The sequence below is a fragment of the Hymenobacter psychrophilus genome (assembly GCF_900107135.1).
In the GTDB taxonomy this organism is placed as follows: Bacteria; Bacteroidota; Bacteroidia; order Cytophagales; family Hymenobacteraceae; genus Hymenobacter; species Hymenobacter psychrophilus.
In genome coordinates this window covers 114,637-140,320 of record NZ_FNOV01000003.1, presented here as the reverse complement: position 1 = coordinate 140,320, position 25,684 = coordinate 114,637, and the positions used below count along the sequence as shown (strand labels likewise).

The following is a 25,684-nucleotide window of genomic DNA, read 5'->3' as shown; positions in this document are numbered from 1 at the left end:
CACCAAAACACCCAGCTTGTTGCCGCCACCATGCACATATTGATTCTGGAAGATGAGGAGCTGGCAGCCCGGCAAGTAGTGGCATTTGCTAGCCGGGTGGGGCTGAACGAGGCAGACCTGACCGTGCTGCGGAGCGTGGAAAAAGCGCTGGTTTGGCTGCAGAGCAACCCCATGCCGGACCTGATTCTGTCCGATATCGAGCTGCTCGATGGTAACGTTTTCGCCCTCTATGAGCGGTTTCAGGTCACCTGCCCGATTATCTTCACTACCGCCTACGACCAGTTCCTGCTGCCTGCCTTCCGGGGCAATGGCATTGCTTACCTGCTCAAGCCATTTACCTACGAGCAGTTCGAGGAAGCCTTGGCCAAGTACCAGCTACTACGCCGCAACTTTGCGGCTCCCACTCCGGTACTGCCGGCTGGTCTTAGTCCGGCGTTGGTACAGGAGCTGAGTGCAGCCTTGCGCCAGGGAAGCCAGCCCCAGTACCGGCAGCGGCTGTCGGTGCGGGTGCGCAACAGCCTCTACGTTGTGCAAACTAAGGACGTAGCTTACCTGCAGGCCGACGAGGGCGTGGTATTCGCCGTGGATGGGGCCGGCGCGCGCCACCCGCTTACCGGCACGCTCACGGAGCTGGAGGCCCAGCTCGATCCGGCCCGGTTCGGGCGGCTTAACCGTTCGGAACTGGTCAATGTTGCCTTCGTGGAGCGTGTGGAACCTTACTTTAATAACCGGTTGGTGGTAAAGCTGCGGGCCAGCGCGGTTACGCTGATGACGAGCGCAGCCCAAACGCCCGAGTTCCGACGCTGGCTGGAAGGGTAGGGGAGTTAGGGCCGAAACAGTCGGGGATACTATTTACCTTGCGGGCCAGCGGCCGTAAAGCTGTTGGTTAACTCGTAATCCGTTTCATCAACCCCTTTCGCTCATGAGTATTATCACCGAAATCCACGCTCGCCAGATATTTGATTCGCGCGGCAATCCTACGGTTGAAGTGGATGTAACCACCGATAGCGGCACCGTAGGCCGCGCCGCCGTTCCCAGCGGCGCCAGCACCGGCAAGCACGAGGCCGTGGAACTGCGCGACAACGACAAGGCCATGTACATGGGCAAGGGGGTGTTGCAGGCGGTGAAAAACGTGAACACAACCATTGCCGAGGAGCTGGTAGGCTTCTCCGTATTCGAGCAGGGGTTGCTCGATAAGATTATGCTGGAGCTTGATGGCACGCCCAACAAGGCGAACCTGGGTGCCAACGCTATTCTGGGCGTATCGTTGGCTGTGGCCCGCGCCGCCGCCGCCGAGGTGGGCATGCCGCTCTACCGCTACGTGGGCGGCGTAAACGCCACCACGCTGCCCGTGCCGATGATGAACATCCTTAACGGGGGCTCGCACGCCGACAACAGCATCGACTTCCAGGAATTCATGATTATGCCGGTGGGCGCATCGAGCTTCTCGGAGGCGTTGCGCTGGGGCACCGAAATCTTCCACCACCTCAAGGAGGTGCTCAAGAAGCAGGGTTTCAGCACCAACGTGGGCGACGAGGGCGGTTTTGCTCCCAACATCAAGAGCAACGAAGACGCTATCAAGATTGTGCTCCAGGCCATTGAGAAGGCCGGTTACAAGCCCGGCGACGAGGTGATGATTGCCATGGACGCCGCTGCCTCGGAGTTCTACCAGGACGGCCATTACCACTTCAAGAAGAGCACCGGCGACAAGCTGACCTCGTCGGAAATGGTGAGCTACTGGACCGACTGGACCAAGAAATACCCCATCATCAGCATCGAGGATGGTATGGATGAGGATGACTGGAGTGGCTGGAAAGACCTGACCAACAGCATCGGCAAAACCACCCAACTCGTGGGCGACGACCTGTTTGTAACCAACGTTGACCGCCTGCAGCGCGGTATTGATGAGCAGATTGCCAACGCCATCCTCATCAAGGTAAACCAGATTGGTACGCTCTCCGAAACGATTGACGCCATCAACCTGGGCCGCCGCAACGGCTACAAGAGCATCATGAGCCACCGCTCGGGCGAAACCGAGGACAACACCATTGCCGACCTGGCCGTGGCCCTGAACACCGGCCAAATCAAGACCGGCTCGGCCTCGCGCTCCGACCGCATGTCGAAATATAACCAGCTGCTGCGGATTGAGGAAGAGCTGGGCGAGGTAGCTTACTTCCCCGGCCGCAAAATGTAAATCGTTGATTTTCGTCCTCCGAAAAGTCCGTCTGATGTAATGTCAGGCGGGCTTTTTAGTTTTGGTGCCTCCCGGACAGCTGGTGTCGGCAGGGCTAGTATATTTGCTGCGGGTAGTTTTTGAAGGATGTATTCCTGGCTGCCGGCTCGTTACTTTACTTCAAGTCAAGTTGCAATTCGCTTCTGTATACCTCTTATGAAAAAATGCTTACGCTCGTTTCTCTGGCTGCTGATACTCGCCCTGCCGCGGCAGATGCAGGCCCAGAACCTGCCGGATCTGGTGCTGGTGGCTCCGTTTTCGCTGCCAACGGCCGTAATTGCCGGGGCGGCTTATCCGATGTCGGCCAACATTCGCGTGAATGGCAATCCGGGCGCGGGGGCGCAGTTCAACTGCGTGGGCTACTACCTTTCGGAAGATGCCATCTGGGATGCCACCGACGCCTATCTGGGGGCCAGCTGCCAGGGCTTACTGCTCGCCGGGCAGTCAGGGCCAACTTCCATTACGGGCATTATTCCGCCTCTGACCTCAGCGGGCAAGCATTACCTGGTACTCGTAGCCGACCCGCTCAATGCCGAACGGGAATCCAACGAAACCAACAACGTGGTCAGCTTCCCCGTCCAGGTAACTAAAGGCGGAGTGCCGATGCCGGACCTGACGTTACTGCGGCCTTCCATCTCGTTCAGCACGGTTCCGGCAGGGGGAAACACCGGTGCCTTCGCCTTCATTATCAACCAGGGGCTTGGGTCGGCAAATGGGTACGAAGTGGGTTTCTTCCTTTCGACTGATACTGTTTTTTCGGCGGGTACAGATGTGTTCATGGGCCAAATTACCGGTGGTAGTCTCGGCGGTAATATAGGCGGTGGGTCGCCGAGCACCATATTTTCGGCCCCGGTACTGCCCGTGCCGCAGAGTACGGTTTCGGGTACCTATTATCTGCTGCTGGTAATTGACCCCCGCGACCTGCTAGCCGAGTCGGACGAGACGAATAATTCGCGGGCCCTGCGCCTGACGGTAACCGGCGGCCCCGTAACCGCAACAGCCAGCGCCGCCAACGAGGCCGTGCAGCTGTACCCAAACCCGGTTGCCGCGGGCGTACCCATCCGGGTGCAGCTCGGGGCGGCGGCCAGAACGCTGGTTGGCATGACGCTGCTGGACGGCCTGGGGAGAGTAGTAGCGCAAAAGAACTGGCGCCCCGGCCAGGCCGAAGCCACACTGGAAACGGAGTCGTTGCCAGCGGGCCTGTACACGCTTCGGCTCACCGGGCCAGCCCAGCAGGTGGTGCGCCGGGTACTGGTGAAATAGCCAACTGCCGGGCCGCACAACGCTTCGGCAATACGGATTGCACCGCCTTGTAAATGGTGCTTATCTTTGACTATGTCTCCGTCCGACCTTATTGCCCGAATCCCGGGCTTCCTGCGCAACTTCTACTTCCTGACCGGGCTGGCTTTTCTGGGCTGGATGTTCCTGTTTGATGCCAACGACCTGGTGCGGCAGTACGATATGTACGCCAAGCTGCAGGAGCTGGAAGGCGACCGGGAGTACTACCTGCGCGAAATCGACAAAGTAAAGAAGGACCGTGCCGAGTTGCTGAGTAGCCCCGAGCTGCTGGAAAAATTTGCCCGCGAGAAGTACATCATGAAGCGCCCCGGCGAAGACGTATTTGTGCTCGTACCCCAGGACAAGGAATAACGCCGCCTGATGCGTGTAGGAGCCGGTGTGCTGCGGATTATGATGGTGGCTACTGGCCTGCTGTTGCTGCCCGGCTCCGGCCCAGCCCAGCAGCGGCCGCTTTCCCAGGTGCAGGTAGCGCGGCGGTTCTGGCTGGCCGCCGTGGGCCAGCACTGGCAGCAGGCCTACCGCTGGCTAACGCCCACGGCCCGGGCGCAACTAAGCGAGCGTCAGTTTCGGCAGACGCTGCAGCCGCTTCGGGAGCCCGTGCGTCAGTTCGGCCCCATCATCGACCTCTACAAGCTGGGCTACCGCCTCCGCGATGTAGCGGCGCCCGAGCCCTTCGTAGCCTACACCTTCCGCGCCGATACACTGGCCGCCCGCCCCCACTTCCAGCTCGATATTAGCTTCCAGGATTCCACGGCCCGGCAGGTGAAAAGCTTTCGGCTGATACAGATGAAGTGAGGAGCCAACCCACTCTTTTACCCGCCTTTAATCGGGCAGCGAGATTTTGCCCATGCGAACGGCCGGCACGCGCTGGCGGCCCGCGCCCATGCTGAGCGGCTGACCAGCTACGGCCTCGTTGGCCAGGAGGGCAAATAAAATAGCCTCCTTGGCATCGGGCGCTACGCCCAGGGCGGCCGTGCTGGCAAAGCGGCAGGCGGGCAAGTGGCGCTGTAGCGCGGCCATGAGCACCGGGTTGTGCGCCCCGCCGCCGCTGGCGTACACAGCTACGGCCGGCTGCTCGCCCAGGGCCAGCCGGGCAGCGCGGGCCACGCCCGTTGCGCTTAGCTCCACCAGCGTCGCCAGCAGGTCCTCAACTGGCAGGCCAAGCGTGTGGGTGCCGGCCTGGGCCGCCTGCAGGTAAGCCGGACCGAAAAGCTCCGGCCCCGTGGTTTTGGGTAGTGGGGCCGTAAAAAAAGGGTGGGCCAGCAGTTCTTTCAGCAGTGTGGCATGCACCGTGCCGGCGGCGGCCAGGCGGCCGTCTTCGTCATAGCTATGGCCGGGGAAATGAGCCCGGACTACAGTATCGAGCAGCGTGTTACCAGGGCCGGTATCGGTACTGAAGGCAGCGCTGGCGTGCTGGCTGCTGGCATCGGTGGTGGTGCGGGGCAGGTAGGTGAAATTGGCAATGCCGCCCAGGTTGAGCAGCAGCCGCTCCTCGGCCGGGCTGCTGAGCAGCAGAAAGTCGCCGTAGGCGGCCAGCGGGGCCCCTTCGCCGCCAGCGGCCACATGCTTCTGGCGGAAGTCGCCGATGGTGATGATGCCGGTGCCCACGGCCAGATGGTCGGCGTCGCCGAGCTGCAGCGTGGCGTTGAGACCAGGAAAATCGGGGTGCTGGTGCTGGTGGGCAGGGGCATGGTACACCGTTTGGCCGTGGCTGGCCAGTAGGTCAACTTCGGCCGGGGCCACCTGCCACTCGTGCAGGCAGGCGAGCACCATTCGAGCATGCTCGCGGCCCAGCCAGGCATGTAGCAGCGTCAGGTACTCTAGGCTCACCTGCTCCCGGGCGAACACTTGGCGCACCCGCCGTCGGAAATCCTCCTCGTAAGGCACCGTGGCAAAATGCTCCAGCTCCAGCCGCGTAGCTGTTCCGTGCCCATGCAGGCGGCACAGGGCCACATCGAGCCCATCAAGCGAGGTGCCCGACATCAGGCCGATAATCCGACGGCTGGGCTGCCGGGCAAGATGAGCGAGGCGGTGCATATGTTATGGCGAAAAGTGAACAATGAGGAACGTCGTTCAGAGCGAGGCGAAGAATTCCGCGTACCAAAGTGTTCCTGACAATAGGGAGTTACTGTAGCACGCGAGATTCTTCGCCTCGCTCTGAACGACGTTCTTTTCTAAGCCCTAAGCCCTACTCAATCTTCTTCCCGGCCATGGCCTGGCTGATGCTGATGTTCATCACGCGCTCGGCGAAGGGGCGGGTGAGTTCTTCCAGTTCGTCCACGGCCTTCAGCATTACGTCTTTTTCCGGGGTTTGCAGGGCGGCCTTGAGCTTGTCTACGCCGGCCTGGGTTTGCACGAGTTCGTCGGCGGTGAGGTGCTGGCCGTTTTTGGCCACGAAGCGCTCCACTTGGTAGAGCATCTGCTCGGCCACGGTGCGGGCCTCAATCACCATGCGGGCCGCCACGTCTTCGCGGGCGTAAGTGAGCGAGTCCATCAGCATTTGCTCCACTTGGTCGTCGGTGAGGCCGTACTGGGGCTTGATTTCCACTTCCTGGCGGGTGCCGGAGCGCAGCTCCAGGGCTTCTACTTTCAGGATGCCGTCGGCGTTCAGGATGAAGTTGACATCGACCTTGGGCAGGCCGGCGGGCATGGCCGGAATGCCGCGCAAATCGAACTCGGCCAGCTTGCGGTTTTCCTTCACCACGTCCCGCTCGCCCTGGTACACCGAAATTTTCAAGTTCACCTGCCCGTCCACGCTGGTGGTGTACTGGCGGCCGGCCTTGGTCGGGATTTTGGAGTTGCGCGGGATAATCGGGTCCATCAGGCCGCCCAGGGTTTCGATGCCCAGCGTGAGCGGCGTTACATCGAGCAGCAGCACGTCGCGGCGGTTACCGGCCAGAATATCGGCTTGGATAGCCGCGCCCAGCGCCACCACTTCGTCGGGGTTGAGCGAGTTGTTGGCTTCCTGCCCAAAAAAGGCCGATACCGACTTATGCACCAGCGGCACCCGGGTCGAGCCACCCACCAGCAACACGGCGTCGAGCTGTTCCGCCTTCAGGCCCGCATCAGCCAGGGCGCGGCGGCACGAAGCAATGGTGCGCTCCACCAACGGGCGGGCCAGCTCATCGAACTCGGCGCGGCTCAGGCGCACCACCATATCGTCGCCAAGGTTACCGGCAAAGTCATCGTGCTGGCTCAGGTAGCGCTTAGCCGATTCGGCCAGCAGCCGCAGCTCTTGCTGCAACGAGCCGTTGGCAGTCAGTTGGTTCGTCAGCTCGTGCTGGCTGGTCCAGTGCTCGGCCACGGCGCGGTCTAAGTCGTCGCCGCCCAGGTACGTGTCGCCGTTGGTGCTCAGGACCTCGAAAATGCCCTGATGCAGCTTCAGAATGCTCACATCGAAGGTGCCGCCGCCCAAATCGTACACGGCCACCGTCTTCTCCTCGTCGGGGTTCAGGCCAATACCGTAGGCCAGGGCCGCGGCGGTGGGCTCGTTCACGATGCGCAGCACCTCCAGGCCCGCCAGCCGGCCGGCGTCGCGGGTGGCCTGGCGTTGCGAGTCGTTAAAGTAAGCCGGCACCGTAATCACAGCCTTGTTGACGGGCGTTTTGAGCGCGTGCTCGGCCCGTTCGCGCAGTTCCTTCAGGATTTCGGCCGACAGCTCGATGGGGGAGTAGAACCGGTCGCCGACCCGGATTTTCACCAAGCCTTCCGAGTTGTCGTCAATCACCTTGTAGCCCAGCCCGCCAGCATGCTGGCCCAGGTCGTGGTAGCTCTTACCCAGCAGGCGCTTCACCGAGTAAATAGTGTTTTGCGGGTCGGTGAGCAGGTACTCCTTGGCCTCGGTACCCACCAATGGTGCTTCGCTTCCGGCCGGAAAATGAACTACCGACGGCACGATAGTGCCCCGGCCCTGGTCATTGATGGCTAAGGGCAGGCGGTTTTCGGGGTGGATATAGGCCACCAGCGAGTTGGTAGTCCCCAGGTCAATACCGACAATTATTTCTTCCTGCTGAATACTGCCGGTAGATAGGTTGATTGCAACTTTAGCCATAGGAAAGCGAAGCGGCGGGGCCGCACGAAAATCGGGGGAGGGGAGGATGCCGGCCACTATAACAGTGGGTGGCCGGAAAGGGCCAAAATTACGCAACAAAAGTCCGGTATGATCGGGCAACCATTCCGTAGGTCACAGGTCGAGCAAGCCCAGTCGAATTACTGATTATTTAATATAGATCAGTCTTTGGTGCTCTGTAAATCAGGCATAAATGCTTTGGTTACGATTTTAATAAAAAAAATTGTACAGGATTATGACTATTTAAATCCTTAACTGGTGCACGCTCCGTAAGCTTTTTCGAACGTTACTGCCGCGTTTGTCAACTGCTTTTCAGAGGGCAGTCGACCGATTGTAGCGGCTCATCTATTTCGGGCTATTGAAAGGCTCCGTTGTGCTTGTTTTCCAAATTCCTTCCAAAGGAATCTTATCCGCTGTTCCGGCTGCTGTGGTCGGTTCTTTTTTCATCCTTTACCACTTTTTATCATGCCCAAATTTCTTACTCGCCCAATTCTGCCCATCGCGCTGGCGGCTACCACCGTGGCCGGCCTGCTTGCCTGGAGCGCTCAGCATGCCCCGCTGGAGGCATCGAGCCACCGCGAGGCCCCACTAATTGCCGACGACCCGTTGGCTGATAATACCGATGTGTACGCCTTCCGCGACCCCAACAACGCGGAAATGGTGAACATCATCGCCAACTATATCCCGTTGGAACTGCCCCAGGGTGGTCCTAACTACAACACGTTCGGTGAGAACGTGCGCTACGAAATCCACATCAAAAACGACGGCAGCAAGCCGAACGCCGACGACATCACCTACCGTTTCACCTTTAAGCGGGTGAACGAAGATGATGGTACGTTCTTCAACATCCGGCTGGGTAAGCAGAACCTGAAGGCCACCTACACCATGGAGCGTAGCGTGAACGGCGGGGCCTTCGTGTCGCTCAAAACCGAAGGCGTAGTGCCGCCACCAAACATCGGCCCGCGCTCGATTACTGGTGCCGCCGGTTTGGGCGCCCCCAGCTACGAGAAGCTCTTTACCGATGCTATCATAAAAGTAGACGGCGATATAAGCGTTTTCTGCGGACCCGTGGATGACCCGTTCTTCGTAGATCTGGGCGGCATTTTTGATCTGGGTGGCATTCGTGCGGCAGCAGCCCGCGACGGGGTAGCCCGCAAAAACACGCATACCATTGCCCTGCAGATTCCGATTGCCAAACTCCAAAAGGGCGGCAAAACCGGTGCACAGGCAGCCAATATCCTCGATCCGGACTATGTTATCGGCGTATGGGCCTCGGCCAGCCGACAGTCTATCCGCACCATTAGCACCACCGATGGCACGCAGGCGCACAGCGGCACCTGGGTGCAGGTGTCGCGTTTGGGCATGCCGCTCATGAACGAGGTAATCCAGCCCATAGGCTCGAAAGACCGTTGGAACTACGATACCCCTTATACCGAGCGAGCCACCTCCGAAGACTACCTCTCGAACCCCGAGCTGGGCCTGTACATGGCCGAAGGTGATGGTTACTTTGGTACGGCGGTACCCGGCTTTGCCAACCTGCGTATCCAGCGTAACTCACTGGGGCAATTCGACTTTGGTAATGGCAAGAACGGCGTCTCAGCTCTGCTGAATGCGCCAGCTGCTTCCGTGGCCGGCACGGCCTTCGCCAAGATAGCCGACGGCGGCTTCGCCGAATACCTGCTGCGTCCGGGTAAGCCCCGCTCGGTAGATATTCTGCCTATTTTCCATACAGGCGTGCCCAACCTGCCGCCCTACCAGTTGGCCAACATCAAGCCCGCTGGCCAGCCGCTGGCTCCTGGTAAGCCATTTGTCAACACCTTCATGCCTCTCATCGACAACCCGGCCGTTCCGGCTGGTGTGGGTGGCGACATGCTGCGCCTGAACATGGCCGTACCAACGACGCCGCGCAACTCGACTGAGTTCAGTTCGGAAGGCCTGCTGGCCGCCGCCGTACTGGGCCTGACCGATGCGCGCTTCAACACGACCAATACTCTGCAGTTCATTCCGAACATGGACGGCTTCCCGAATGGTCGTCGTTTGGAGGATGATATTACCCGCATCGAGTTGCAAGCCGTGGGCGGCGTAGTGTTGCACGCCATTGGCCTGCCCTACGAAGCGGGCGCGCCCGGCTTGGCTGGGGTGCTGGGCTTCCGCACTGGCATTGAGGCCAACGATATTGCCTTCCGGTCGACCTTTCCCTACATGGCCCTGCCGTGGTCGGGCACCGAAGCTCAGGGTACGGTTACCTCTCAGATCGGCGCCGTTGGCTTTAGCCTGAAGCCGGAGATTGTAGCCGCCGCCCAGAACTACCCGAACCCGTTCGTAGAGAGCACCAAGGTAACCTACGAAGTAGCCACGAAGACCCCGCTGACGATGTTCGTGAGCGACCTGACGGGCCGCCGCGTAGCGACTATCATGGAAGGTAAAGCCCACAAAGTAGGCAAGTACGCCCTCGACTGGAAGCCCGGACCGGAAGTAGCCGCCGGCACCTATGTGCTGACCATTGCCACGGGCAAAACCGTGCTGCAATCGATGAAATTGGTGCATAACCAGTAAGTCGGCTTGAAATCGGCCGGAGTAGGTTTCACCTGCCCCGGCCGATTGCTGACGGATGGTCGGGCCCTGGGTGAGTCTGCCTGTCTTCCGGCAGCCGATGGGGAGCCGGCCGCGTGGTCGGTTCCCTTTTCGGTTATTATTCTCCTACCTTTTACTGGTTGTACTTAATTCGAGCGCGTGAGAAAATACCTTTACCCAACTCTTATTGCCCTTTTTCTGGCCCTCGGCGTTACCATCTACCTGACGCGCAAGCCCGAGCCGGTACCGCAGCTGCGGGAGCGGCGCGGCGACCTGGCCGCTGGCGGCGAGTGGCTTAATACCAAGGCCGCTATTCAGGGCCTGCTGGCAACTCTGCGCGCCAAGCCCGATGATACGAAGTCGAAAGTGCTGCTGGCTCAGGCCTATATGCAGGAAGCCCGCGTTACGGGCGACCATCCGTATTACGACACGGCTGCTATGCAGCTGCTTAATGAGGTGTTACGCGACGAGCCCGAGAACTTCGAGGCCCTGTGCTGCAAGGCTTCGCTGAGTTTGACCCAGCACCACTTTTCGGAGGGGCTGGCTGTGGCCGAAAAAGCGGTAGCGCTCAATCCCAACAATGCTTTCGTGTACGGCTTGCTCTGCGACGCCAATGTGGAGTTGGGCCGCTATGATGAGGCCATCAAGATGGCCGACAAGATGAATGCCGTGCGCCCCGATCTGCGCTCATACTCGCGTGTGTCCTATCTGCGCGAAATCCACGGCGACCTGCCTGGTGCCATTGAGGCCATGCAGCTGGCTGTGCAGGCCGGTTATGCGGGCCTGGAGCAAACCGAATGGTCCCGCGTAACACTGGGCCACCTCTATGAAACCACCGGCGACCTGACCAACGCCGAAAAATCCTACCGCATGGCCCTGGCCGCGCGGCCTTTTTACGCCTATGCGCTGGCCGGTTTGGGCCGCGTAGAGCAGGCCCGCCAGAACTACCCGGCGGCCATCAAATACCTGGAGCAGGCCCGCAACACAGTGAAGGATTATGCTTTCGCCGATGAGCTGGCCGATCTGTACCGGCTCAACAACCAACCTGCTGAGGCCCACAAAATGGAAGTCGAAGCCATCAGCATGCTTGCTTCGGCCGCCAACGATGCCGACGAAAACGAGGATCTGGGGCACTATGCTGACCGCGAACTGGCCTATGCCTACCTTAAAACCGGGGAGCTGGACAAAGCCCTCGAACACGCCAAAGTTGAATACGACCGGCGGCCGGACAACATCGACGTGAACGAAACCCTGGCTTGGGTGGCGTACAAGCGCGGCGACTATCCGGCTGCTGCTACCTATATAAAAGCGGCCCGCCGCACCAACTCGCAAAGCCCGGTGCTACTGTGCCGCGCCGGCCTTATTGCCGCTAAAAATGGCCAGCCCACCGAAGGGCAGGCCCTCATCAAGCAGGCGCTGGCCATTAATCCCTACCTCAGCCTCGACCTCGCCGACGAAGGCCGCCAGTTGCTGGCAGTGCGGTAGGCGCTTGCTGAAAAAGAATAATGTCATGCTTCAATTCCGCTTTGCATGACAGACAGTTTAGCCCTGCATCTCAAACCACCTCATGCGCGCCACTCGCCCCGTCCGTTACCTGCCCCTGACCTTCGTGCTGCTGTTGCTGCCGGTGTGGGCCAGCGCGCACGTGCTCGACGTGGACCTGAGCAAACTCTCGCGCACCGATATTTTTTTCACTTACCTTAAGCTCGGCTACACGCACATTCTGCCGCTGGGTCTCGACCATGTGCTGTTCGTGCTGAGCCTGTACCTGCTGGAGCCGCGCCTCAAGCCGGTGCTCTGGCAGGCCACGGCCTTCACAGTGGCCCACTCTATCACGCTGGGGCTGGCCATGTACGGGGTAGTGTCGCCGCCGGCCAGCCTGATTGAGCCGCTGATTGCGCTGTCGATTTTGTTCGTGGCCATCGAGAACATCGTGGTTGAGCACCTAAATCCATGGCGCATTGTGGTAGTGTTCGGGTTCGGGCTGTTGCATGGGCTGGGTTTCGCCGGGGCACTCACGGGTCTGGGACTACCGACCAATATGTTTGTGGAGTCGTTGGTGGCCTTTAACATTGGGGTAGAATTGGGGCAGGTTTCGGTGATTGTGCTGGCCTGGGTGCTGATTGGCCGCTGGGCCGCCGGCAAGCCCTGGTACAAACGTCGGGTGCTGGTGCCGGCCTCCGTCCTCATTGCCATCATGGCTGCCTACTGGACATTTGAACGGTTGAGCTGAAAAGGGCGCAAAGAATAAAGAACGTCATGCTGAGCGCAGTCGAAGCATCTCTACCGCTTCGTTGTGGGAGTGAACCAACCGACAGAATTAGCATGGCGGTAGAGATTCTTCGACTCCGCTCCGCTTCGCTCAGAATAACGCCCCTTCAACTGATAACTAACAATTGAACCAATGCTGCGCTACCTGCTCGTGCTACTGCTCTTGCTACCCTATCTGGGAGGCATCGGTGCGGGCCTGGTGGGGCGACCCGAGCCGGCAGGGCCTACTGCCGCTCATCCTTACGTGCACAATGCCACCTGTCAGCACGACAACTACCTGCGACTCGACTGTTTTGATACCTGCAACGGCGACCAGTCGGCGGTGGAGGCGCAGGCCAAGCGCACGACGCCGGCACAGTTGCTGGCTTCGGCCAAGAGTATCGACCTGCATTGCCTGCCCGAAACGCCCCGCCTGCAAGTGGCGCAGTTCCGGCAGTTTGTGGGCTATAAGCTGGCTGCCGAGCCGGCCGTATCAGCCGGCATCCGGCTGATACCGGAGCAGCCCCCCCGTCGGGCATAAGTTGAAGCGGAGCCCATGAACGGGGCTTCGGGTGCCACGCTGCAAGCGTGGTCCACATTCGCTTATCTTCTGACTCAGACGTGCTGGCAAGTTGCTACGCGTCGCCTTGTGGCTGCACATATGCGCCTTTTTTATTGGATAACCGCGGCCGGCACTATGCTGGCGGCGTGGGGGAATGGGCTAGCTGCTCAGGCCCAGAACACCGCTGTGTTGCGCGGTAGCGTGGCCGATTCGGCCTCCGGAAGGCCCCTGAGTGGGGTGAGCGTGCGGTTAGTGGACCGCGTGGGTGGTACCGTGGCCGACGAGTTGGGCCAGTTCCGGCTTACAGGGCTGCCGCCCGGCACCTACGTGGTGCGGGCCTCGGGCCTGGGCTTTGGTGCCCGGCAGCAAACCGTGATGGTGGCCGCTAACCAAACCGCTACCGTGGCGCTGCGCCTGCCTGCTACTACGCTCACGCTGGCCGAGGTAACCGTGGCCCAACCCCGCGACCCTAACCAGTCGTTGGCCGTTATTTCCAACATCGATAAGCTGCTGCGGCCCGTCAATTCGGCCCAGGACCTGCTGCCGCTGGTGCCGGGCCTGGTAATTGCCCAGCACGCGGGCGGCGGTAAAGCCGAGCAGATTTTCGTGCGCGGCTTCGATGCTGACCACGGGACCGATTTCAATGTGAGCATTGATGGGCTGCCGGTGAACATGGTCAGCCACGCCCACGGGCAGGGCTACGCCGATTTTCACTTTGTAATACCCGAAACCGTAGACCAGTTGCGGGTATACAAAGGCCCCTACACGGCCCGGTTCGGCGACTTCGCCACGGCCGGCGCGGGCGAGTTCACCACCAAAACCCGCCTCGACCAAAGCCAGGTGAAGCTGGAAGTGGGGCGGTTTGATACCCGTCGGGCAGTGGCCCTGCTGAATCTGCTGCCGGTGCGAGCGGCCAAACAGCGGCCGGCCGCGGCTTACGTGGCGGCCGAGTACACGTTCACCAACTCCTACTTCGACGCCAAGCAGCACTTCAAGCGGTTTAATGGGCTGGCCAAGTACACCGGCCAGCTCTCCGACCGCACCTCGCTGATGGTGCTCGGCTCGCAATTCGGCTCGCAGTGGGATGCTTCGGGCCAGATTCCGGAGCGCGGGATTCGCGACGGCCTGATTTCGCGCTTCGGCAGCATCGACCCCACCGAGGGCGGCTCCACGAGCCGCACCAACGCCACGGCCGTACTCACCACCGACCTGCCCCACAATGCCGTGCTGCGCCAGCAGGTGTACTACACGCGCTACGATTTCAACCTGTTTTCCAACTTCACGTTCTTCCTCAACGACCCGGTAAACGGCGACCAGATCCGGCAGACCGACGCGCGTAACCTCTACGGCTATACCGGCACCTACAGCCGCGACTGGCAGGTGGGCAGCCGCATGCTACGCACCGTGGCCGGCCTCGGCACCCGCCTCGACGACACCCACATTGCCCTGCGTAACTCCGTGCGCCGCGTGGTGCGCGACACAATTCGCGCGGGTCGGGTGTACGAGCAGAACGTCAACGGCTACCTTGAGGGCACCATCGGCCTCACCGACCGGCTTACACTCAACGCCGCCCTGCGGGCCGACTACTTCCGCTTTGCGTTCCGCGAAGACCGGACGGCGGCCGATTCAGCCTCGGGTAAGGCCGGGAAAGGGCGCGTTAGTCCTAAGCTCAACCTGTACTACGATGTTAGCCCGGCCGTGCAGCTGTTCGTGCGCTCGGGCTTCGGTTTCCACTCCAACGATGCCCGGGCAGTGGTTTCCAACGCCACGGCCAACGTGCTGCCCCGGGCCATCGGCTATGAGGTAGGCGGCACGTTCAAGCCCGTGCCGGCGATGGTAGTAAATGCTGCGCTGTGGGTCCTGCACCTGCAGGATGAGCTGGTGTATGTGGGCGACGAGGGCGTGGTGGAAAGCGCGGGCCGCACCCGCCGCCTGGGCTTCGACCTCTCGGCCCGCTACCAGCTCACGCGCCTGCTCTTCGCCGATGTTGACCTGAACCTGAGCCGCGGCCGGCTGGTAGATGAGCCCGACGGAGCCAACCGGATTCCGCTGGCCCCCAGCCTCACCAGCATCGGCGGCCTTACGCTGCGGGCCCCCGGTGGGCTTGGGGCCAGCTTGCGCTACCGCCACATCGATTCGCGGGCAGCCAACGAGGACAACTCGGTGCGGGCCCGGGGCTACTTCCTGCTCGATGCCGTGGTGAGCTACACAAAAAGCCGCTTTCAGGTGGGCGCCTCCATCGAAAACCTGCTGAATGTGGCGTGGAACCAGGCGCAGTTTGATACGACTACCCGGTTGCGCAACGAGGCCGCGCCGGTATCGGAGCTACACTTCACGCCCGGCACGCCCTTCTACGCTAAGCTCAACGCCAGCGTGTTTTTCTAGGCTCGCTGTCTGGGAGAGCGGTTGTCTGCGTCTCGGCGATGCCGTTCAACCAAGGCAAATAACTTAAAACAGCTGCCCGGCAACTTGCGCTGCGAACTGCGCAGGGCAGCTTTCAGAATCCACATTTCTCAACTTTACTTCCACTGCATCATGTCTTTTTTCTCTTTCACGAATTCCGCCGATGCTCAATTCGCCATCCGGCAAGCCTTAACCAGTACTGTCTCCCTGCCCGTCTTCGACGCGGGCGCACCGCCGCCGCTGCCCCCGGGCACCCGGCAGCGGCACCAGGAAATTAAAGCCCAGGCCCGCTGCCGCACCCATGCCCGCTCTGCGCCTCACAGTTCGGCGAAACGCTGGTAACAAGTAAATTAGAAAGCCGCTTCCCACTTCGGAAAGCGGCTTTTTTATGAACAGGGGTTTGACTTATCGAATCCTTTATTTGCATCCGGCAGCGTAAATGCAGATTTTGGGCCCTGAACCAGCCGTTACCTATGAAACTCACCGCTTCGCCTTTCCGCCTTTCTGCCCTGCTGCTGGGCCTGTTGGGAATAGGTGGGGCGGTGGCCGGCTGCCAGTCGGCGGGCGGTGAGGTAGCGGTGGGCCGCCAAAGCATAGCGGTAGCTGTGCCAGCGCCGGTGCCCGTTGCCGTCGATTCGCTGGTCCCTACGCCCCTCGCAACGCTACCCGGTATTCCGCCAGTGCTACGCGCCGCCGTGTCCGAGCTGCGCCGCCGCCTCGGGCCGGAGGCCGCTGCTTTACGTCCCGAAGTGCTGGAGCGCGCCTGCGTAGGCTACCTGGCTCTGCGGCAGGCGGGCCGCCTCAGCCGCTCCGGCATCCTGGCCGTGGCCGATATGGACCTGCCTTCCTCGGAGCCGCGCTTGTGGGTGCTCGATTTGCGGGCCGGCCAGGTGTTGCACCGGAGCCCCGTAGCCCACGGCCAGGGTTCGGGTGGCCTGCGGGCCCGGCATTTTTCCAACACCATAAAATCGGCCTGCACCTCCCTGGGCTTCTATCGTACCCAAGACACCTACCGGGGCAAGCACGGCCTCTCACGCCGGCTGCGGGGCCTTGATGCGGGCCAGAACGACAACGCGCTACGCCGCTACGTAGTACTGCATAGCGCCGACTATGTGAGCCAAGCGTACCTGGCGCAACACGGCCAGGCCGGCAACAGCCGTGGTTGCCCTGCCCTGCCGCCCGATCAGTACCGCGCCATCATCGGGGCCCTGGGGGAAGGTGGCTGCCTCTACCTCAGCGGGCCCGGCCTGGAATCTAAATGGCTCGATGTGGCCGGGGCAGCCCAGCGGCTGGTAGCGCGCGGGTGGGAGTAGACCTTGGGCGAGAAAGCGCCTGCGGAATTAATCGGCTAAACGCTATGTTATAGAGCTGCCGCCCCCAAATTCATTGCCTCCCGGCGTCCGGCTTCGGGGCTGCTACGTATAAGCTTATTAACTGGCCTGCTGTGCGCAGCGGTGCCTTTTCTGCAACTGAAACGACCTGTGAAGATGGAAAATAAGAGTGTGGTTCGCCGGCAACGGCTCAAACTGAAGTCGCGTCGCATGGTCCGTCGGGTGCTGCCCTTCGTGGCCGCTTTGTTTTTGGCTACGCCCCTGGCCGCGCCGGTTACGCGCTCCAAGGCCGCAGTTACCCATGTGTCTGTAGCGGCAATCTCCAAGGCCACCATCTTCGACCAGAAAGTACATGGCCTGTACCGCGACCTGCAGGTTGAGGAGCAAGGCCTGACCTTCGAAGTGTTTGAGAAGGCTATGACTGGCTACCTCAACCTCGAAAAAACAAATCAACTCAGCGACAAGCAGCTGCTCACAGTGGTCGATTTCAGCCTGCCGTCTACCGAAAAGCGCTTGTGGGTGCTCGATCTGGAAAGCAAGCAGGTGAAGTTTCATACGCTGGTAGCGCACGGCCGCAACTCGGGCGAGAACATGGCCACTACCTTCTCCAACGAGAACGAGTCGAACAAAAGCAGTCTTGGCTTCTACGTAACTGAAGGCGAGTATGTAGGCAAGCACGGCCGCTCGCTCAAGCTGGCCGGCGTCGATGAGGGCTACAACACCAACGCGCTGATGCGCTCCGTGGTAATGCACGGCGCCGACTATGTGAGCGAGGAATTCATCCGCCAAAACGGCCGCCTGGGCCGTAGCCTGGGTTGCCCGGCACTGCCCATGGACCAGAAGGATGCCATCATTGAAAGCATCGGCGGCCAGACGGCCATGTTTATTAATGGCCCCGATACCCGCTATTCATCCAAGTACCTGAACCAGGATGTGGCCATGAGCACAATGCTTAATAATAGCCAGCTGATTTAGGCTCCCTTTGGCCCAGCGCCAGAAAGCACACGAGCGCCCATCCGCAAGGATGGGCGCTCGTGTGCTTTGAAATTGGTTGCTACCCCTGCCGACCCGGATACTGTTGCAGCGCCGCTGCCAGACAGTCCATTGCCCGGTTAATAACGTTCTGGTGCACGACGTAGGCCAGGCGTAGCTGCTGGCGGCCCAGGCCGGCGGTGGCGTAGAATCCGGCGGCGGGCGAAACGAGCAGCGTTTCGCCGTTTAAATCGAACTCTTCCAGCAGCCAGCGGGCGAAGCGGGCAGCATCATCAATGGGCAAATGGCAGAGCACGTAGAACGCACCGCGGGGGCGCGGACAGCGCACGCCGGGCATCGCCTGCAGACGCTCTACCATCAGATTGCGGCGGGCCTGATATTCGGCCTGGGTGTGGGCAAAGTAATCGGCAGGCAACTCGGCGGCGGCCTGAGCCAGCAGCTGGCCCAGGCCCGGCGGGCAGACCCGCAGCTGCGCCAGCTTGAACACCGCCTCGCGCAACGCCTTGTTTTTCGTAACCAAGGCTCCGATGCGGGCCCCGCAGGCACTATAGCGCTTGGAAATGGTGTCGAGCAGCACAACGTGCTCTTCCGCGCCCGACAGCTCCAGCGCACTGACGAAGGGCGCATCGTAGCAGAATTCGCGGTAGGCTTCGTCGGCCAGCAGGTAGAGGTTGTGGCGCAGGCATAGGTCGCGCAGCTGCTCCAGTTCGGCGCGCGAGTACACGTAGCCGGTTGGGTTGTTGGGGTTGCAGACCAGGATAGCGCGGGTACGCGGCGTAATTCTCGCCTCAAAATCGGCAATCGGCGGCAGGGCAAACTCGTTTTCCAGATACGAAGATACCGGCATCAACGTAGTGTCGGTGGCTATGGCAAAGCCCTGGTAGGGGCCGTAGAAGGGTTCGGACACGATGAACTCGTCGCCCGGGTTCAGGCAGGCCAGCAGCGCAAACATAATAGCCTCGCTGCCCCCGGTGGTTACGATAATGTCGTCGGCCACAACTGCCAGGCCCTGCTGCTGGTAGTAGGTGGCCAGCACCTGGCGGTAGGAGTCGAGGCCGGCGCTGGGGCCGTAGTCGAGCACCCGAATGTCGGCCTGCTGCACGGCGGCAACCATCTGCGGGGGCGTTTCGATGTCGGGCTGGCCGATGTTGAGCGGATGTACCGTGAGGCCCCGGCGGCGGGCTGCCTCGGCATAGGGCGTAAGGTGGCGGTAGGGCGAGGGCGGCAGCAATTGGCCGCGCTCCGATACATGAAGCATAATTTGGGGGCGGAAAAGCAACGGACGAACGAACCGGCCGCAAGGTAGCAGGTGCTCGTGGCGTCGGCAAATCCGGGACGGCTGCAACGCCCGTTATTGAGCGGCTACCGTAACAGGCGCACGGCCCCACATCATCCCCAAAGCCCATGAAGTGGCCTTGTTTGCCCCCGCCCGCTACCATCGAACAGTGCCAGCAACTACTTTTAGCCCGGTTTAAGAGTGGCCATTATATTCTTGCTTCGGCCGATAAACAGGGATACCGAACGTTGTGCTACTATCGCCAGACGTTTCTGTTCGTGGCCATGGGCGACGAGGGAACCAGTCTGCTCCGCCCATCTACCGACGACCATCTGCTGGGGCATTTATGGCAGAAGGCCAGCGGCAAAATCATCATGGTCGACAACTAGCCGCAGTGGACGTACGAACTCACGGGTGCCGAGAGGCTGGAGCGGTGGCAGGCGTACCTGAGCCGGCTGACTGCTTTCAGCGACTCGCAACGGCGGTTCGTAACGGGGGTGCTGGCCGAATTCGCTGCCCTGGCCCGACCTTAGCGGCGCGCTGGCAGCGTACTCCCGTTAGCTTTGAAGCTGTTTAAAAAGTCAAACCACCCTTGCCCATGCCTACTCAACCCGAAATCTGGCTTCGCGGCCCGCTACCTGGTATCCCGGCCCTGCTCCAACCCGTGGGCCATGCCCTGCTCCAGGCCCGTGCGGAACTGTACGATGCGCTGGCCGATTTTCCCGACGAGTTGTTAGCCGCCCGCCCTGCCGGGGTTGCTTCGGTGGGCTTTCACCTGCGCCATCTGGCCGGTGTGCTCGACCGGATGCAGACGTACGCCCAAGCCCAGCCGCTCTCTGCTGCCCAGCTCGCCTATCTTGCCGCCGAAGCCGCTGGTCCGCAAGCTACTACCGAGCTAATGGCCACGTTCGGGCAGGCCGTAGAAGCTATGCTAACTACCTTGCGCACGACCTCCGAAAGCAGCTTGCCTGAATTTCGGGCGGTGGGCCGGGCCGGGCTGCCAAGCACCGTTATCGGGCTGCTGGTGCACGCCGCCGAGCACACAACCCGCCACGTGGGGCAAGTGCTGGTAACGGCACGGGTAGCGCGGGCTGCCGCCCACTCTGCCTGAGTTGCCACCAATCAACCTGGAACTGGTGCATGCCGCGGGAGTGGAGGGGCTGGCTGCCGAGCAGATTGCCCGCCGCAGCGAGAGTTTGGGGAGCGGGAGCTTGGTCGTATTGCGGTCAGCTACTCCACGTTAGCCAAGCTCCGAGCGTTAGCAGAAACAACTGAAGCCGCCGGACCGAGCGCGACATGGCGGCACCTCAACATGCTATTGGGCAAGTGAGCGGCGGCGGATCGGGCCGGGCTACGCCAGCGCATCGGCGGTGGCCACAAACTGCTCGATGTGGCGGGCGCGCACCCGGTAGCGAAACCAGCCAACCACTATAATCACCATGCCTAGCGGTACAAACAGGATTCCAGCCCACACATACACATTGTCGCGGAAAAAGTTGATGAGTGAGAAGCCGGCAATAACCAGCGTCATACCGGTGCGCAGGTAGGCCAGCAGGGTGCGCTCGTTGGCCAGGCGGGTGCGTTCCATAGCCAGCCGGTCGCGCAATTCGAGGGGGGAGTCGGGGATGGCGGTGTGCAGCTTTGTCATAATGGGGCTTACGCGGAAAAGGGCCGGAGCGCTGCCGCGTCGCGGGGCATTTAGCAAGCGTCATAACTATTGTTCGGGCAATTACGTGTTCTACACCGTCGGCCACTACGCCGCCCCTTTCCTATTCCCTCTTTCCCCGACGTATGGATTTCTCTATTGCCTGGCAAAAGCTTAACGGTATGGGCCGCAGCTTTATGGCCGTGCTGCCCAACCTGCTCATTGGGCTGGTCGTTCTGGGTGTTTTTATTTTCATTGCCCGCGGTATCCGCTCGTTGGTGCAGCGCTTCACGGCCAGCCGCCACCAAAGCCAGAGCCTGACGCTGCTGCTGAGCCGTCTGGCCTACGTGTTCGTGCTCATTCTGGGCGTGCTGGTGATGTTTACTATCATGATTCCCAGCTTTACACCTACCAGCCTGTTAAGCGCCCTCGGGGTAGGGGGCGTGGCCATCGGCTTTGCCTTCAAAGACATCTTCCAGAACTTCCTGGCCGGCGTGCTGCTGCTGCTCACCGAGCCCTTCCGCATCAACGACCAGATCAAGTACAAGGACTTCGAGGGCACTGTGGAAACCATCCAGACCCGGGCTACCACCATCAAAACCTACGACGGCCGCCGGGTGGTCATCCCCAACGCCGAGCTGTTCATCAACGCCGTAACCGTAAACACGGCCTACGATATGCGCCGGCTGGAGTACGACTTCGGCATCGGCTACGGCGACGATATTGCCCAGGCGCGGCAGGTGATGCTGGCCGCCGCCCAGTCGATAGCCGGCGTGCTCGCCGACCCGGCCCCCGAGGCCCTGGTGGTGGAAATAGGGGAGAGCACCATTGATATCCGGCTGCGCTGGTGGATCAACCCGCCGCGCCGCGCCGATTACATGCACTCGAGGAACCTGGTGCTCGAAGCCGTGAAAAACAAGCTCACCGAGGCTGGCATCGATCAGCCCTTCCCGACCCAGGTGGTGCTGTGGCACGACCAGACCGAGGAAACCGATGGCAACCGCCAAACGCAACGCGAAGGCTGGCCCGCCGGCCCCGGCGACGTGCCCCGCTCGATGATAGAAGTGCGCCAGGAGCGCCGCGAGCAGCAACAGAAGCAACTGGCCAAGCAACCGGCCGCTGCCTCGGCCCCGGCAGCCGCTGCCGCGCCGCGCCCCCAGCCCCGGCCGCCGCAACCCGATACGGCCGGCTAAACGGCCAACAATGCCGCTGCCTCACACAGCCGGACTTGCGCCCACGCGCAGGTCCGGCTGTTTTTTGCCTTGGATGCTGCGCTCCGCCGGAGCTTGTCGCAAGCATCCAGGGGATGTCGAAACGCATCCGGAGCTTATCGAAACGCATCCGGAGGGCATCGGAAGGTGCCCAGAGAATATAGGAAGGCATCCGGAGCCTATCGAAACGTGTCCGGAGGGTGTTGGAAGGCGTCTGGGGTATGTCGAAAGGTATCCGGAGGGTGTTGGGAGGGATCCGGAGGCAGTGGAAACGCATCCGGAAAAAGAGGGGAGGCAATGGTTGAGATAAAGCGGGAAACGGCTACTTTCCGTTATTGTTCAACTCTCTCTTTCTCTGTTGTATGGAACGCGTAAAACCCGATTTCTCCTGCCGGATTGATGAACTGGTGCCCCTGGCCCGCCTGTTGCGCGTGAGCTACGTGCGCGACCAGGCCGATTTCCAGGCCCTGCTGCCCGCCGACTACACCGCCGCCTTCCTCACTGACTACGACCAGCGCCTGGCCGCCGCCGATGAGTTGGAGGCCACGTCGGTGCAGGTGGCCAAGCGCATGGTGTTCACCGAGCGCATCCATCAGGTGTACCAGCAGCTGCCCCAGGCCCTGGATTTCCTGGCGGCCCGCGTGCGCCGCGCCACCCCGCTCACGGTGCCCGCCGACCGCTTCGGCATCGAGCAGGCCCGCCGCGCCCGCAACCACGACGACCACCCGGGCCTGGAAGCGGCCCTCAAAACCCTGCTCCAGAACATTGCCGCCAACAGCGCCGCCCTCGCCCAACGCGGCCAGCAGCCCACCGACACCCAGCAGCTCCAGGACCTCTACGATTCGCTGGTGCAGGAAACCACGGCCCAGGGCAGCCAGATGAGCCAGCAAAAAGGCCACACCGACGACAACATGACGGTGCTCAACGCCCTCTACGCCCCCATGAAGCACCTCTTCGACGACGGCAAAGCCCTCTACGCCCGCTCCGACAAGGCCAAATACGAAGACTACACCTTCGCCCAACTCCTCAAGCGCGTCCGCCGCGAACGAAACGAGCAATAGCCGGCCGTGTAGTTGGTGAGCTTCGTGGAAAGCAGAACAGGGCACCCGGTGGGTGCCCTGTTCGTATTTGAGCGGCTTGGTGTAGGTATAGTAATCCTAAATCAGTCTTACTTGGTCCAGTTGACCAGTTCCAGCCCTTCAATCCGCTCAAAATGCGCGGTGTTATTCGTGGCAAGTTGCATTCTATTTACCATAGCCACGCCGGCAATAAGCGTATCTGTGTGGCCGATTGGCTGGCCGAGTCGTTTGAGGCTCGCAAATATTTTAGCCGAAATCTCAACTGACTCCAGCGTTAGCGGCATTATTTGATAAAACGGAACCAACTGCTCAAAAGTCGCCAACTACTTTTTTGCATCCCGATAATAAAGCCCATTTAGTATTTCGTAATAAGTAATAATGCTGATTGTAAGTTGCCCCTGCCGCCGAATGTATTGTTCGGCTTGCCTTTCTACGGAAGGATGATGCCGTAAGTAGAACGATAAAGTGTCGCTATCAAGAATAGTAGGTTTCATAACTCGGGGGCTGGACGATTAAATAGCTCCTGCCGGGTTTGTTGCAGATTTACATCAAAATCTGCCCAATCCTCAGCCGACCAATCATCAAAGGCAGCAGTCAGCTCTCGGCTTTTCTGAATAAGATGCTCCCGGTACGCCGCAGTATCAACCGTTAGCTCATGAATTCGCTGATATGCTTCCTGCAAACGGTCCACCGGAACCCGTTGTAATTCCTGGACAATGGTTTCGATGCTGACAGTCATGGCAGTAGTTCTAAGTTATGAGAAGCCTTATGCAGAGGTTGAAACAACCGCTGGGTATGGAGTCGTTCCGCTAGCATCAGTATCAGATTGCGGAGAGTAAATTCGAGCTGCTACTGGATTTTTATATTGGAGGATATGCGAATTCAGGTAGTGACGGATTAGTCCAGACCAAGTTCATTATAGATTATACTCAAGCATAAGTCAGCCTGTTTAAGAGTATACTCATATATAGAATTGTGGTCGACAGGGATGTCATCGAAACTTTGACTAGCAATGTATAATTCTGCATTGCATATCATAGATATGTTATTTATTAAATTTTCAAGTGCCTTTTTGCTCTTAGATGTAAGAAAAATTTGATTGTATTCCGTTATATTAGCTATAGCACCTCTATGTGTAAGCCCACTGCCCTCTAGTTCATAAAAAGGTGAAAACTCGTTGCCCTGATAGACGGCTAGTTGCCCAATACAGTATTTCTTCAATTCTGAAACTCTTATAGCAATTTGTTTAAAGCTCTCGATCCTATTTTGATATAGTAGTTCTTTTCTTTTAGCTCGAGTGCCAAATATATAAGTCAGGGAGCTAGCTAAAGCAGCGGATATAAATGGAGATATTATTACAAAAGAGCTGAAAAAGTCCATTGACGTAAAATATTAAAAAGGACCCCCGCGCCGGCCTTGCAGCCAACGCGGGGGTTCTAGTGTGAGGTAGTTGGCTTGTACCAAGCTACTACATATCCTGGATAATTTCGTCGCCGAACTCGCTGCATTTGAGCAGGGTGGCGCCTTCCATCTGGCGTTCGAAATCGTAGGTGACGCGCTTGGCGGCAATGGCGGCTTCGAGGCCTTTGTAGATGAGGTCGGCGGCTTCGTTCCAGCCCAGGTGCTCCAGCATCAGGGCGCCCGACAGAATCACGGAGCCGGGGTTCACCTTGTCGAGGCCGGCGTACTTGGGGGCCGTGCCGTGGGTGGCTTCGAAGATGGCGTGGCCGGTGTCGTAGTTGATGTTGGCACCCGGCGCAATGCCGATACCGCCCACAATGGCGGCCAGCGCGTCGGAGATGTAGTCGCCGTTCAGGTTCAGGGTAGCTACTACCGAGTAGTCGGCGGGGCGGAGCAGGATCTGCTGCAGGAAGGCGTCGGCAATGCTGTCCTTGATGAGGATTTTGCCGCTGTCGAGGGCTAGCTTCTGCTGGGCGTCGGCCATTTCCTGGCCCTGCTTGGCCAGCACCTTGTCGTACTGGGCCCAGGTGTACACCTTGTCGCCAAACTCCTTTTCGGCCAACTCGTAGCCCCAGGTTTTGAACGCGCCCTCGGTGAACTTCATGATGTTGCCCTTGTGCACGATGGTCACCGAAGGCTTCTTGTGCTTGATGGCGTACTCGATGGCCGCGCGCACGAGGCGCTCGGTGCCTTCCTTGCTCACCGGCTTGATACCGAAGGAGGACGTTTCGGGGAAGCGGATTTTCTTCACGCCCATCTCGTCCTGCAGGAATTCGAGCATCTTCTGAGCCTGGGGCGTGCCGTTCATGTACTCGATGCCGGCATAGATATCCTCGGTGTTCTCGCGGAAGATGACCATGTCGGTCAGCTCGGGGTGCTTCACGGGCGAGGGCACCCCGTCGAACCAGCGCACGGGCCGCACGCAGGCGTACAGGTCGAGCTCCTGGCGCAAAGCCACGTTCAGGCTCCGGATGCCGCCGCCTACGGGCGTGGTCAGGGGGCCTTTAATGCCCACCAGGTATTCGCGGAAGGCGTCGAGCGTTTCGTTGGGCAGCCAGTTGTTTACCTGCTTGAAGGCCTTCTCACCGGCCAGCACCTCTTTCCACTCCAGCTTGCGCTTGCCGCTATAAGCCTTCTCTACCGCCGCATCGATTACGCGGACGGCCGCTGCCCAAATGTCTGGTCCGGTACCGTCGCCCTCAATGAACGGAATAATCGGTTGGTCCGGCACATTCAGCTTGCCGTTCTTGATGGTTATTTTCTCTGCCATTGTTGAAAAAAAGGTGTCAGGTGTTACG

Annotated in this window: 25 protein-coding genes; 17 read left to right on the top strand and 8 right to left on the bottom strand. The window is 60.2% G+C overall.

The features are described from left to right. The first annotated feature begins 30 nt into the window (after positions 1-30). The 5 genes from BLW21_RS05490 to BLW21_RS05470 all read left to right on the top strand — a co-directional run bounded on the left by BLW21_RS05490 (position 31) and on the right by BLW21_RS05470 (position 4,327). Positions 31-819, top strand: a complete 789-nt coding sequence (locus BLW21_RS05490) for a LytR/AlgR family response regulator transcription factor (RefSeq protein ID WP_092738457.1) — start codon at positions 31-33, stop codon at positions 817-819. A gap of 103 nt (positions 820-922) precedes the next feature. Further along, on the top strand, positions 923-2,194 hold the full coding sequence (eno, locus tag BLW21_RS05485; RefSeq protein ID WP_092738456.1) for a phosphopyruvate hydratase: 1,272 nt from the start codon (positions 923-925) through the stop codon (positions 2,192-2,194). 195 nt (positions 2,195-2,389) lie between these two features. Further along, on the top strand, positions 2,390-3,496 hold the full coding sequence (locus tag BLW21_RS05480) for a CARDB domain-containing protein (RefSeq protein WP_175470869.1): 1,107 nt from the start codon (positions 2,390-2,392) through the stop codon (positions 3,494-3,496). A gap of 72 nt (positions 3,497-3,568) precedes the next feature. Next, positions 3,569-3,883, top strand: coding sequence for an FtsB family cell division protein (locus tag BLW21_RS05475; RefSeq protein ID WP_092738454.1), 315 nt, complete (start codon positions 3,569-3,571; stop codon positions 3,881-3,883). Between the two features lie 9 nt (positions 3,884-3,892). Further along, a complete protein-coding gene (locus BLW21_RS05470) occupies positions 3,893-4,327 on the top strand; it encodes a hypothetical protein (RefSeq protein WP_092738453.1) in 435 nt (144 codons plus the stop codon). 27 nt (positions 4,328-4,354) lie between these two features. Here BLW21_RS05470 and BLW21_RS05465 read toward each other — a convergent pair whose 3' ends face one another. Both BLW21_RS05465 and hscA read right to left on the bottom strand, forming a co-directional pair. Continuing rightward, positions 4,355-5,569: an anhydro-N-acetylmuramic acid kinase gene (locus BLW21_RS05465; protein ID WP_092738452.1), complete on the bottom strand. Its 1,215-nt coding sequence runs from the start codon at positions 5,567-5,569 to the stop codon at positions 4,355-4,357. Between the two features lie 151 nt (positions 5,570-5,720). Next, entirely contained in the window at positions 5,721-7,583 is a 1,863-nt protein-coding gene (hscA, locus tag BLW21_RS05460; protein WP_092738451.1) for a Fe-S protein assembly chaperone HscA, read from the bottom strand. 483 nt (positions 7,584-8,066) lie between these two features. Between hscA and BLW21_RS05455 the strand changes: the two genes are divergently transcribed. The 8 genes from BLW21_RS05455 (at position 8,067) to BLW21_RS05420 (ending at position 17,696) form a co-directional block, all read left to right on the top strand. Beyond that, on the top strand, positions 8,067-10,157 hold the full coding sequence (locus BLW21_RS05455; protein WP_092738450.1) for a DUF4331 family protein: 2,091 nt from the start codon (positions 8,067-8,069) through the stop codon (positions 10,155-10,157). A gap of 177 nt (positions 10,158-10,334) precedes the next feature. After that, on the top strand, positions 10,335-11,660 hold the full coding sequence (locus BLW21_RS05450; protein ID WP_092738449.1) for a tetratricopeptide repeat protein: 1,326 nt from the start codon (positions 10,335-10,337) through the stop codon (positions 11,658-11,660). 82 nt (positions 11,661-11,742) lie between these two features. After that, on the top strand, positions 11,743-12,408 hold the full coding sequence (locus BLW21_RS05445) for a HupE/UreJ family protein (RefSeq protein WP_245711819.1): 666 nt from the start codon (positions 11,743-11,745) through the stop codon (positions 12,406-12,408). A 171-nt stretch (positions 12,409-12,579) separates the two neighbouring features. Beyond that, on the top strand, positions 12,580-12,966 hold the full coding sequence (locus BLW21_RS05440) for a hypothetical protein (protein WP_092738448.1): 387 nt from the start codon (positions 12,580-12,582) through the stop codon (positions 12,964-12,966). A 120-nt stretch (positions 12,967-13,086) separates the two neighbouring features. Continuing rightward, entirely contained in the window at positions 13,087-15,372 is a 2,286-nt protein-coding gene (locus BLW21_RS05435; protein ID WP_175470868.1) for a TonB-dependent receptor, read from the top strand. Between the two features lie 150 nt (positions 15,373-15,522). Then, positions 15,523-15,732 carry a hypothetical protein gene (locus BLW21_RS05430; RefSeq protein WP_092738446.1) on the top strand — a complete coding sequence of 70 codons (210 nt, stop codon included), beginning with the start codon at positions 15,523-15,525 and terminating at the stop codon, positions 15,730-15,732. 131 nt (positions 15,733-15,863) lie between these two features. Next, entirely contained in the window at positions 15,864-16,703 is an 840-nt protein-coding gene (locus tag BLW21_RS05425) for a murein L,D-transpeptidase catalytic domain family protein (RefSeq protein ID WP_092738445.1), read from the top strand. A 174-nt stretch (positions 16,704-16,877) separates the two neighbouring features. After that, positions 16,878-17,696 carry a murein L,D-transpeptidase catalytic domain family protein gene (locus BLW21_RS05420; RefSeq protein ID WP_092738444.1) on the top strand — a complete coding sequence of 273 codons (819 nt, stop codon included), beginning with the start codon at positions 16,878-16,880 and terminating at the stop codon, positions 17,694-17,696. Positions 17,697-17,775: 79 nt separating this feature from the next. Here BLW21_RS05420 and BLW21_RS05415 read toward each other — a convergent pair whose 3' ends face one another. Continuing rightward, on the bottom strand, positions 17,776-18,972 hold the full coding sequence (locus BLW21_RS05415) for a pyridoxal phosphate-dependent aminotransferase (RefSeq protein ID WP_092738443.1): 1,197 nt from the start codon (positions 18,970-18,972) through the stop codon (positions 17,776-17,778). Positions 18,973-19,238: 266 nt separating this feature from the next. On the opposite strand from BLW21_RS05415, the gene BLW21_RS21455 reads away from it, so the two are divergent. Together BLW21_RS21455 and BLW21_RS05405 are read left to right on the top strand one after the other, a co-directional pair. Further along, on the top strand, positions 19,239-19,379 hold the full coding sequence (locus BLW21_RS21455; RefSeq protein ID WP_175470867.1) for a hypothetical protein: 141 nt from the start codon (positions 19,239-19,241) through the stop codon (positions 19,377-19,379). Between the two features lie 209 nt (positions 19,380-19,588). Beyond that, positions 19,589-20,101, top strand: coding sequence for a DinB family protein (locus BLW21_RS05405; RefSeq protein WP_092738441.1), 513 nt, complete (start codon positions 19,589-19,591; stop codon positions 20,099-20,101). Positions 20,102-20,341: 240 nt separating this feature from the next. Here BLW21_RS05405 and BLW21_RS05400 read toward each other — a convergent pair whose 3' ends face one another. Next, the gene (locus BLW21_RS05400; protein WP_092738440.1) at positions 20,342-20,638 is read right to left on the bottom strand and encodes a DUF202 domain-containing protein; all 297 of its coding nucleotides are present in this window, start codon (positions 20,636-20,638) and stop codon (positions 20,342-20,344) included. A 143-nt stretch (positions 20,639-20,781) separates the two neighbouring features. On the opposite strand from BLW21_RS05400, the gene BLW21_RS05395 reads away from it, so the two are divergent. Both BLW21_RS05395 and BLW21_RS05390 read left to right on the top strand, forming a co-directional pair. Further along, positions 20,782-21,828, top strand: coding sequence for a mechanosensitive ion channel family protein (locus tag BLW21_RS05395; RefSeq protein WP_092738439.1), 1,047 nt, complete (start codon positions 20,782-20,784; stop codon positions 21,826-21,828). Positions 21,829-22,208: 380 nt separating this feature from the next. Continuing rightward, positions 22,209-22,907, top strand: a complete 699-nt coding sequence (locus tag BLW21_RS05390; protein WP_092738438.1) for a hypothetical protein — start codon at positions 22,209-22,211, stop codon at positions 22,905-22,907. A gap of 107 nt (positions 22,908-23,014) precedes the next feature. Here BLW21_RS05390 and BLW21_RS21710 read toward each other — a convergent pair whose 3' ends face one another. The 4 genes from BLW21_RS21710 to icd all read right to left on the bottom strand — a co-directional run bounded on the left by BLW21_RS21710 (position 23,015) and on the right by icd (position 25,656). Continuing rightward, a complete protein-coding gene (locus BLW21_RS21710; protein WP_217633840.1) occupies positions 23,015-23,209 on the bottom strand; it encodes a PIN domain-containing protein in 195 nt (64 codons plus the stop codon). Positions 23,210-23,415: 206 nt separating this feature from the next. Further along, positions 23,416-23,664: a hypothetical protein gene (locus BLW21_RS05380; RefSeq protein WP_092738437.1), complete on the bottom strand. Its 249-nt coding sequence runs from the start codon at positions 23,662-23,664 to the stop codon at positions 23,416-23,418. A gap of 158 nt (positions 23,665-23,822) precedes the next feature. Beyond that, a complete protein-coding gene (locus BLW21_RS21040; RefSeq protein ID WP_139255090.1) occupies positions 23,823-24,305 on the bottom strand; it encodes a hypothetical protein in 483 nt (160 codons plus the stop codon). 88 nt (positions 24,306-24,393) lie between these two features. Continuing rightward, positions 24,394-25,656 (bottom strand): NADP-dependent isocitrate dehydrogenase, encoded by a 1,263-nt coding sequence (gene icd, locus BLW21_RS05375; protein WP_092738436.1) that lies wholly within the window; start codon positions 25,654-25,656, stop codon positions 24,394-24,396. Positions 25,657-25,684: the final 28 nt, after the last annotated feature.

Coding starts and splice junctions, on each gene's coding strand:
- BLW21_RS05490 (WP_092738457.1), top strand. CDS start 31: ATGCACATATTGATTCTGGAAGATGAGGAGCTGGCAGCCCGGCAAGTA.
- eno (WP_092738456.1), top strand. CDS start 923: ATGAGTATTATCACCGAAATCCACGCTCGCCAGATATTTGATTCGCGC.
- BLW21_RS05480 (WP_175470869.1), top strand. CDS start 2,390: ATGAAAAAATGCTTACGCTCGTTTCTCTGGCTGCTGATACTCGCCCTG.
- BLW21_RS05475 (WP_092738454.1), top strand. CDS start 3,569: ATGTCTCCGTCCGACCTTATTGCCCGAATCCCGGGCTTCCTGCGCAAC.
- BLW21_RS05470 (WP_092738453.1), top strand. CDS start 3,893: ATGCGTGTAGGAGCCGGTGTGCTGCGGATTATGATGGTGGCTACTGGC.
- BLW21_RS05465 (WP_092738452.1), bottom strand. CDS start 5,569: ATGCACCGCCTCGCTCATCTTGCCCGGCAGCCCAGCCGTCGGATTATC.
- hscA (WP_092738451.1), bottom strand. CDS start 7,583: ATGGCTAAAGTTGCAATCAACCTATCTACCGGCAGTATTCAGCAGGAA.
- BLW21_RS05455 (WP_092738450.1), top strand. CDS start 8,067: ATGCCCAAATTTCTTACTCGCCCAATTCTGCCCATCGCGCTGGCGGCT.
- BLW21_RS05445 (WP_245711819.1), top strand. CDS start 11,743: ATGCGCGCCACTCGCCCCGTCCGTTACCTGCCCCTGACCTTCGTGCTG.
- BLW21_RS05440 (WP_092738448.1), top strand. CDS start 12,580: ATGCTGCGCTACCTGCTCGTGCTACTGCTCTTGCTACCCTATCTGGGA.
- BLW21_RS05435 (WP_175470868.1), top strand. CDS start 13,087: ATGCGCCTTTTTTATTGGATAACCGCGGCCGGCACTATGCTGGCGGCG.
- BLW21_RS05430 (WP_092738446.1), top strand. CDS start 15,523: ATGTCTTTTTTCTCTTTCACGAATTCCGCCGATGCTCAATTCGCCATC.
- BLW21_RS05425 (WP_092738445.1), top strand. CDS start 15,864: ATGAAACTCACCGCTTCGCCTTTCCGCCTTTCTGCCCTGCTGCTGGGC.
- BLW21_RS05420 (WP_092738444.1), top strand. CDS start 16,878: ATGGAAAATAAGAGTGTGGTTCGCCGGCAACGGCTCAAACTGAAGTCG.
- BLW21_RS05415 (WP_092738443.1), bottom strand. CDS start 18,972: ATGCTTCATGTATCGGAGCGCGGCCAATTGCTGCCGCCCTCGCCCTAC.
- BLW21_RS05405 (WP_092738441.1), top strand. CDS start 19,589: ATGCCTACTCAACCCGAAATCTGGCTTCGCGGCCCGCTACCTGGTATC.
- BLW21_RS05400 (WP_092738440.1), bottom strand. CDS start 20,638: ATGACAAAGCTGCACACCGCCATCCCCGACTCCCCCCTCGAATTGCGC.
- BLW21_RS05395 (WP_092738439.1), top strand. CDS start 20,782: ATGGATTTCTCTATTGCCTGGCAAAAGCTTAACGGTATGGGCCGCAGC.
- BLW21_RS05390 (WP_092738438.1), top strand. CDS start 22,209: ATGGAACGCGTAAAACCCGATTTCTCCTGCCGGATTGATGAACTGGTG.
- BLW21_RS21710 (WP_217633840.1), bottom strand. CDS start 23,209: ATGCCGCTAACGCTGGAGTCAGTTGAGATTTCGGCTAAAATATTTGCG.
- BLW21_RS05380 (WP_092738437.1), bottom strand. CDS start 23,664: ATGACTGTCAGCATCGAAACCATTGTCCAGGAATTACAACGGGTTCCG.
- BLW21_RS21040 (WP_139255090.1), bottom strand. CDS start 24,305: ATGGACTTTTTCAGCTCTTTTGTAATAATATCTCCATTTATATCCGCT.
- icd (WP_092738436.1), bottom strand. CDS start 25,656: ATGGCAGAGAAAATAACCATCAAGAACGGCAAGCTGAATGTGCCGGAC.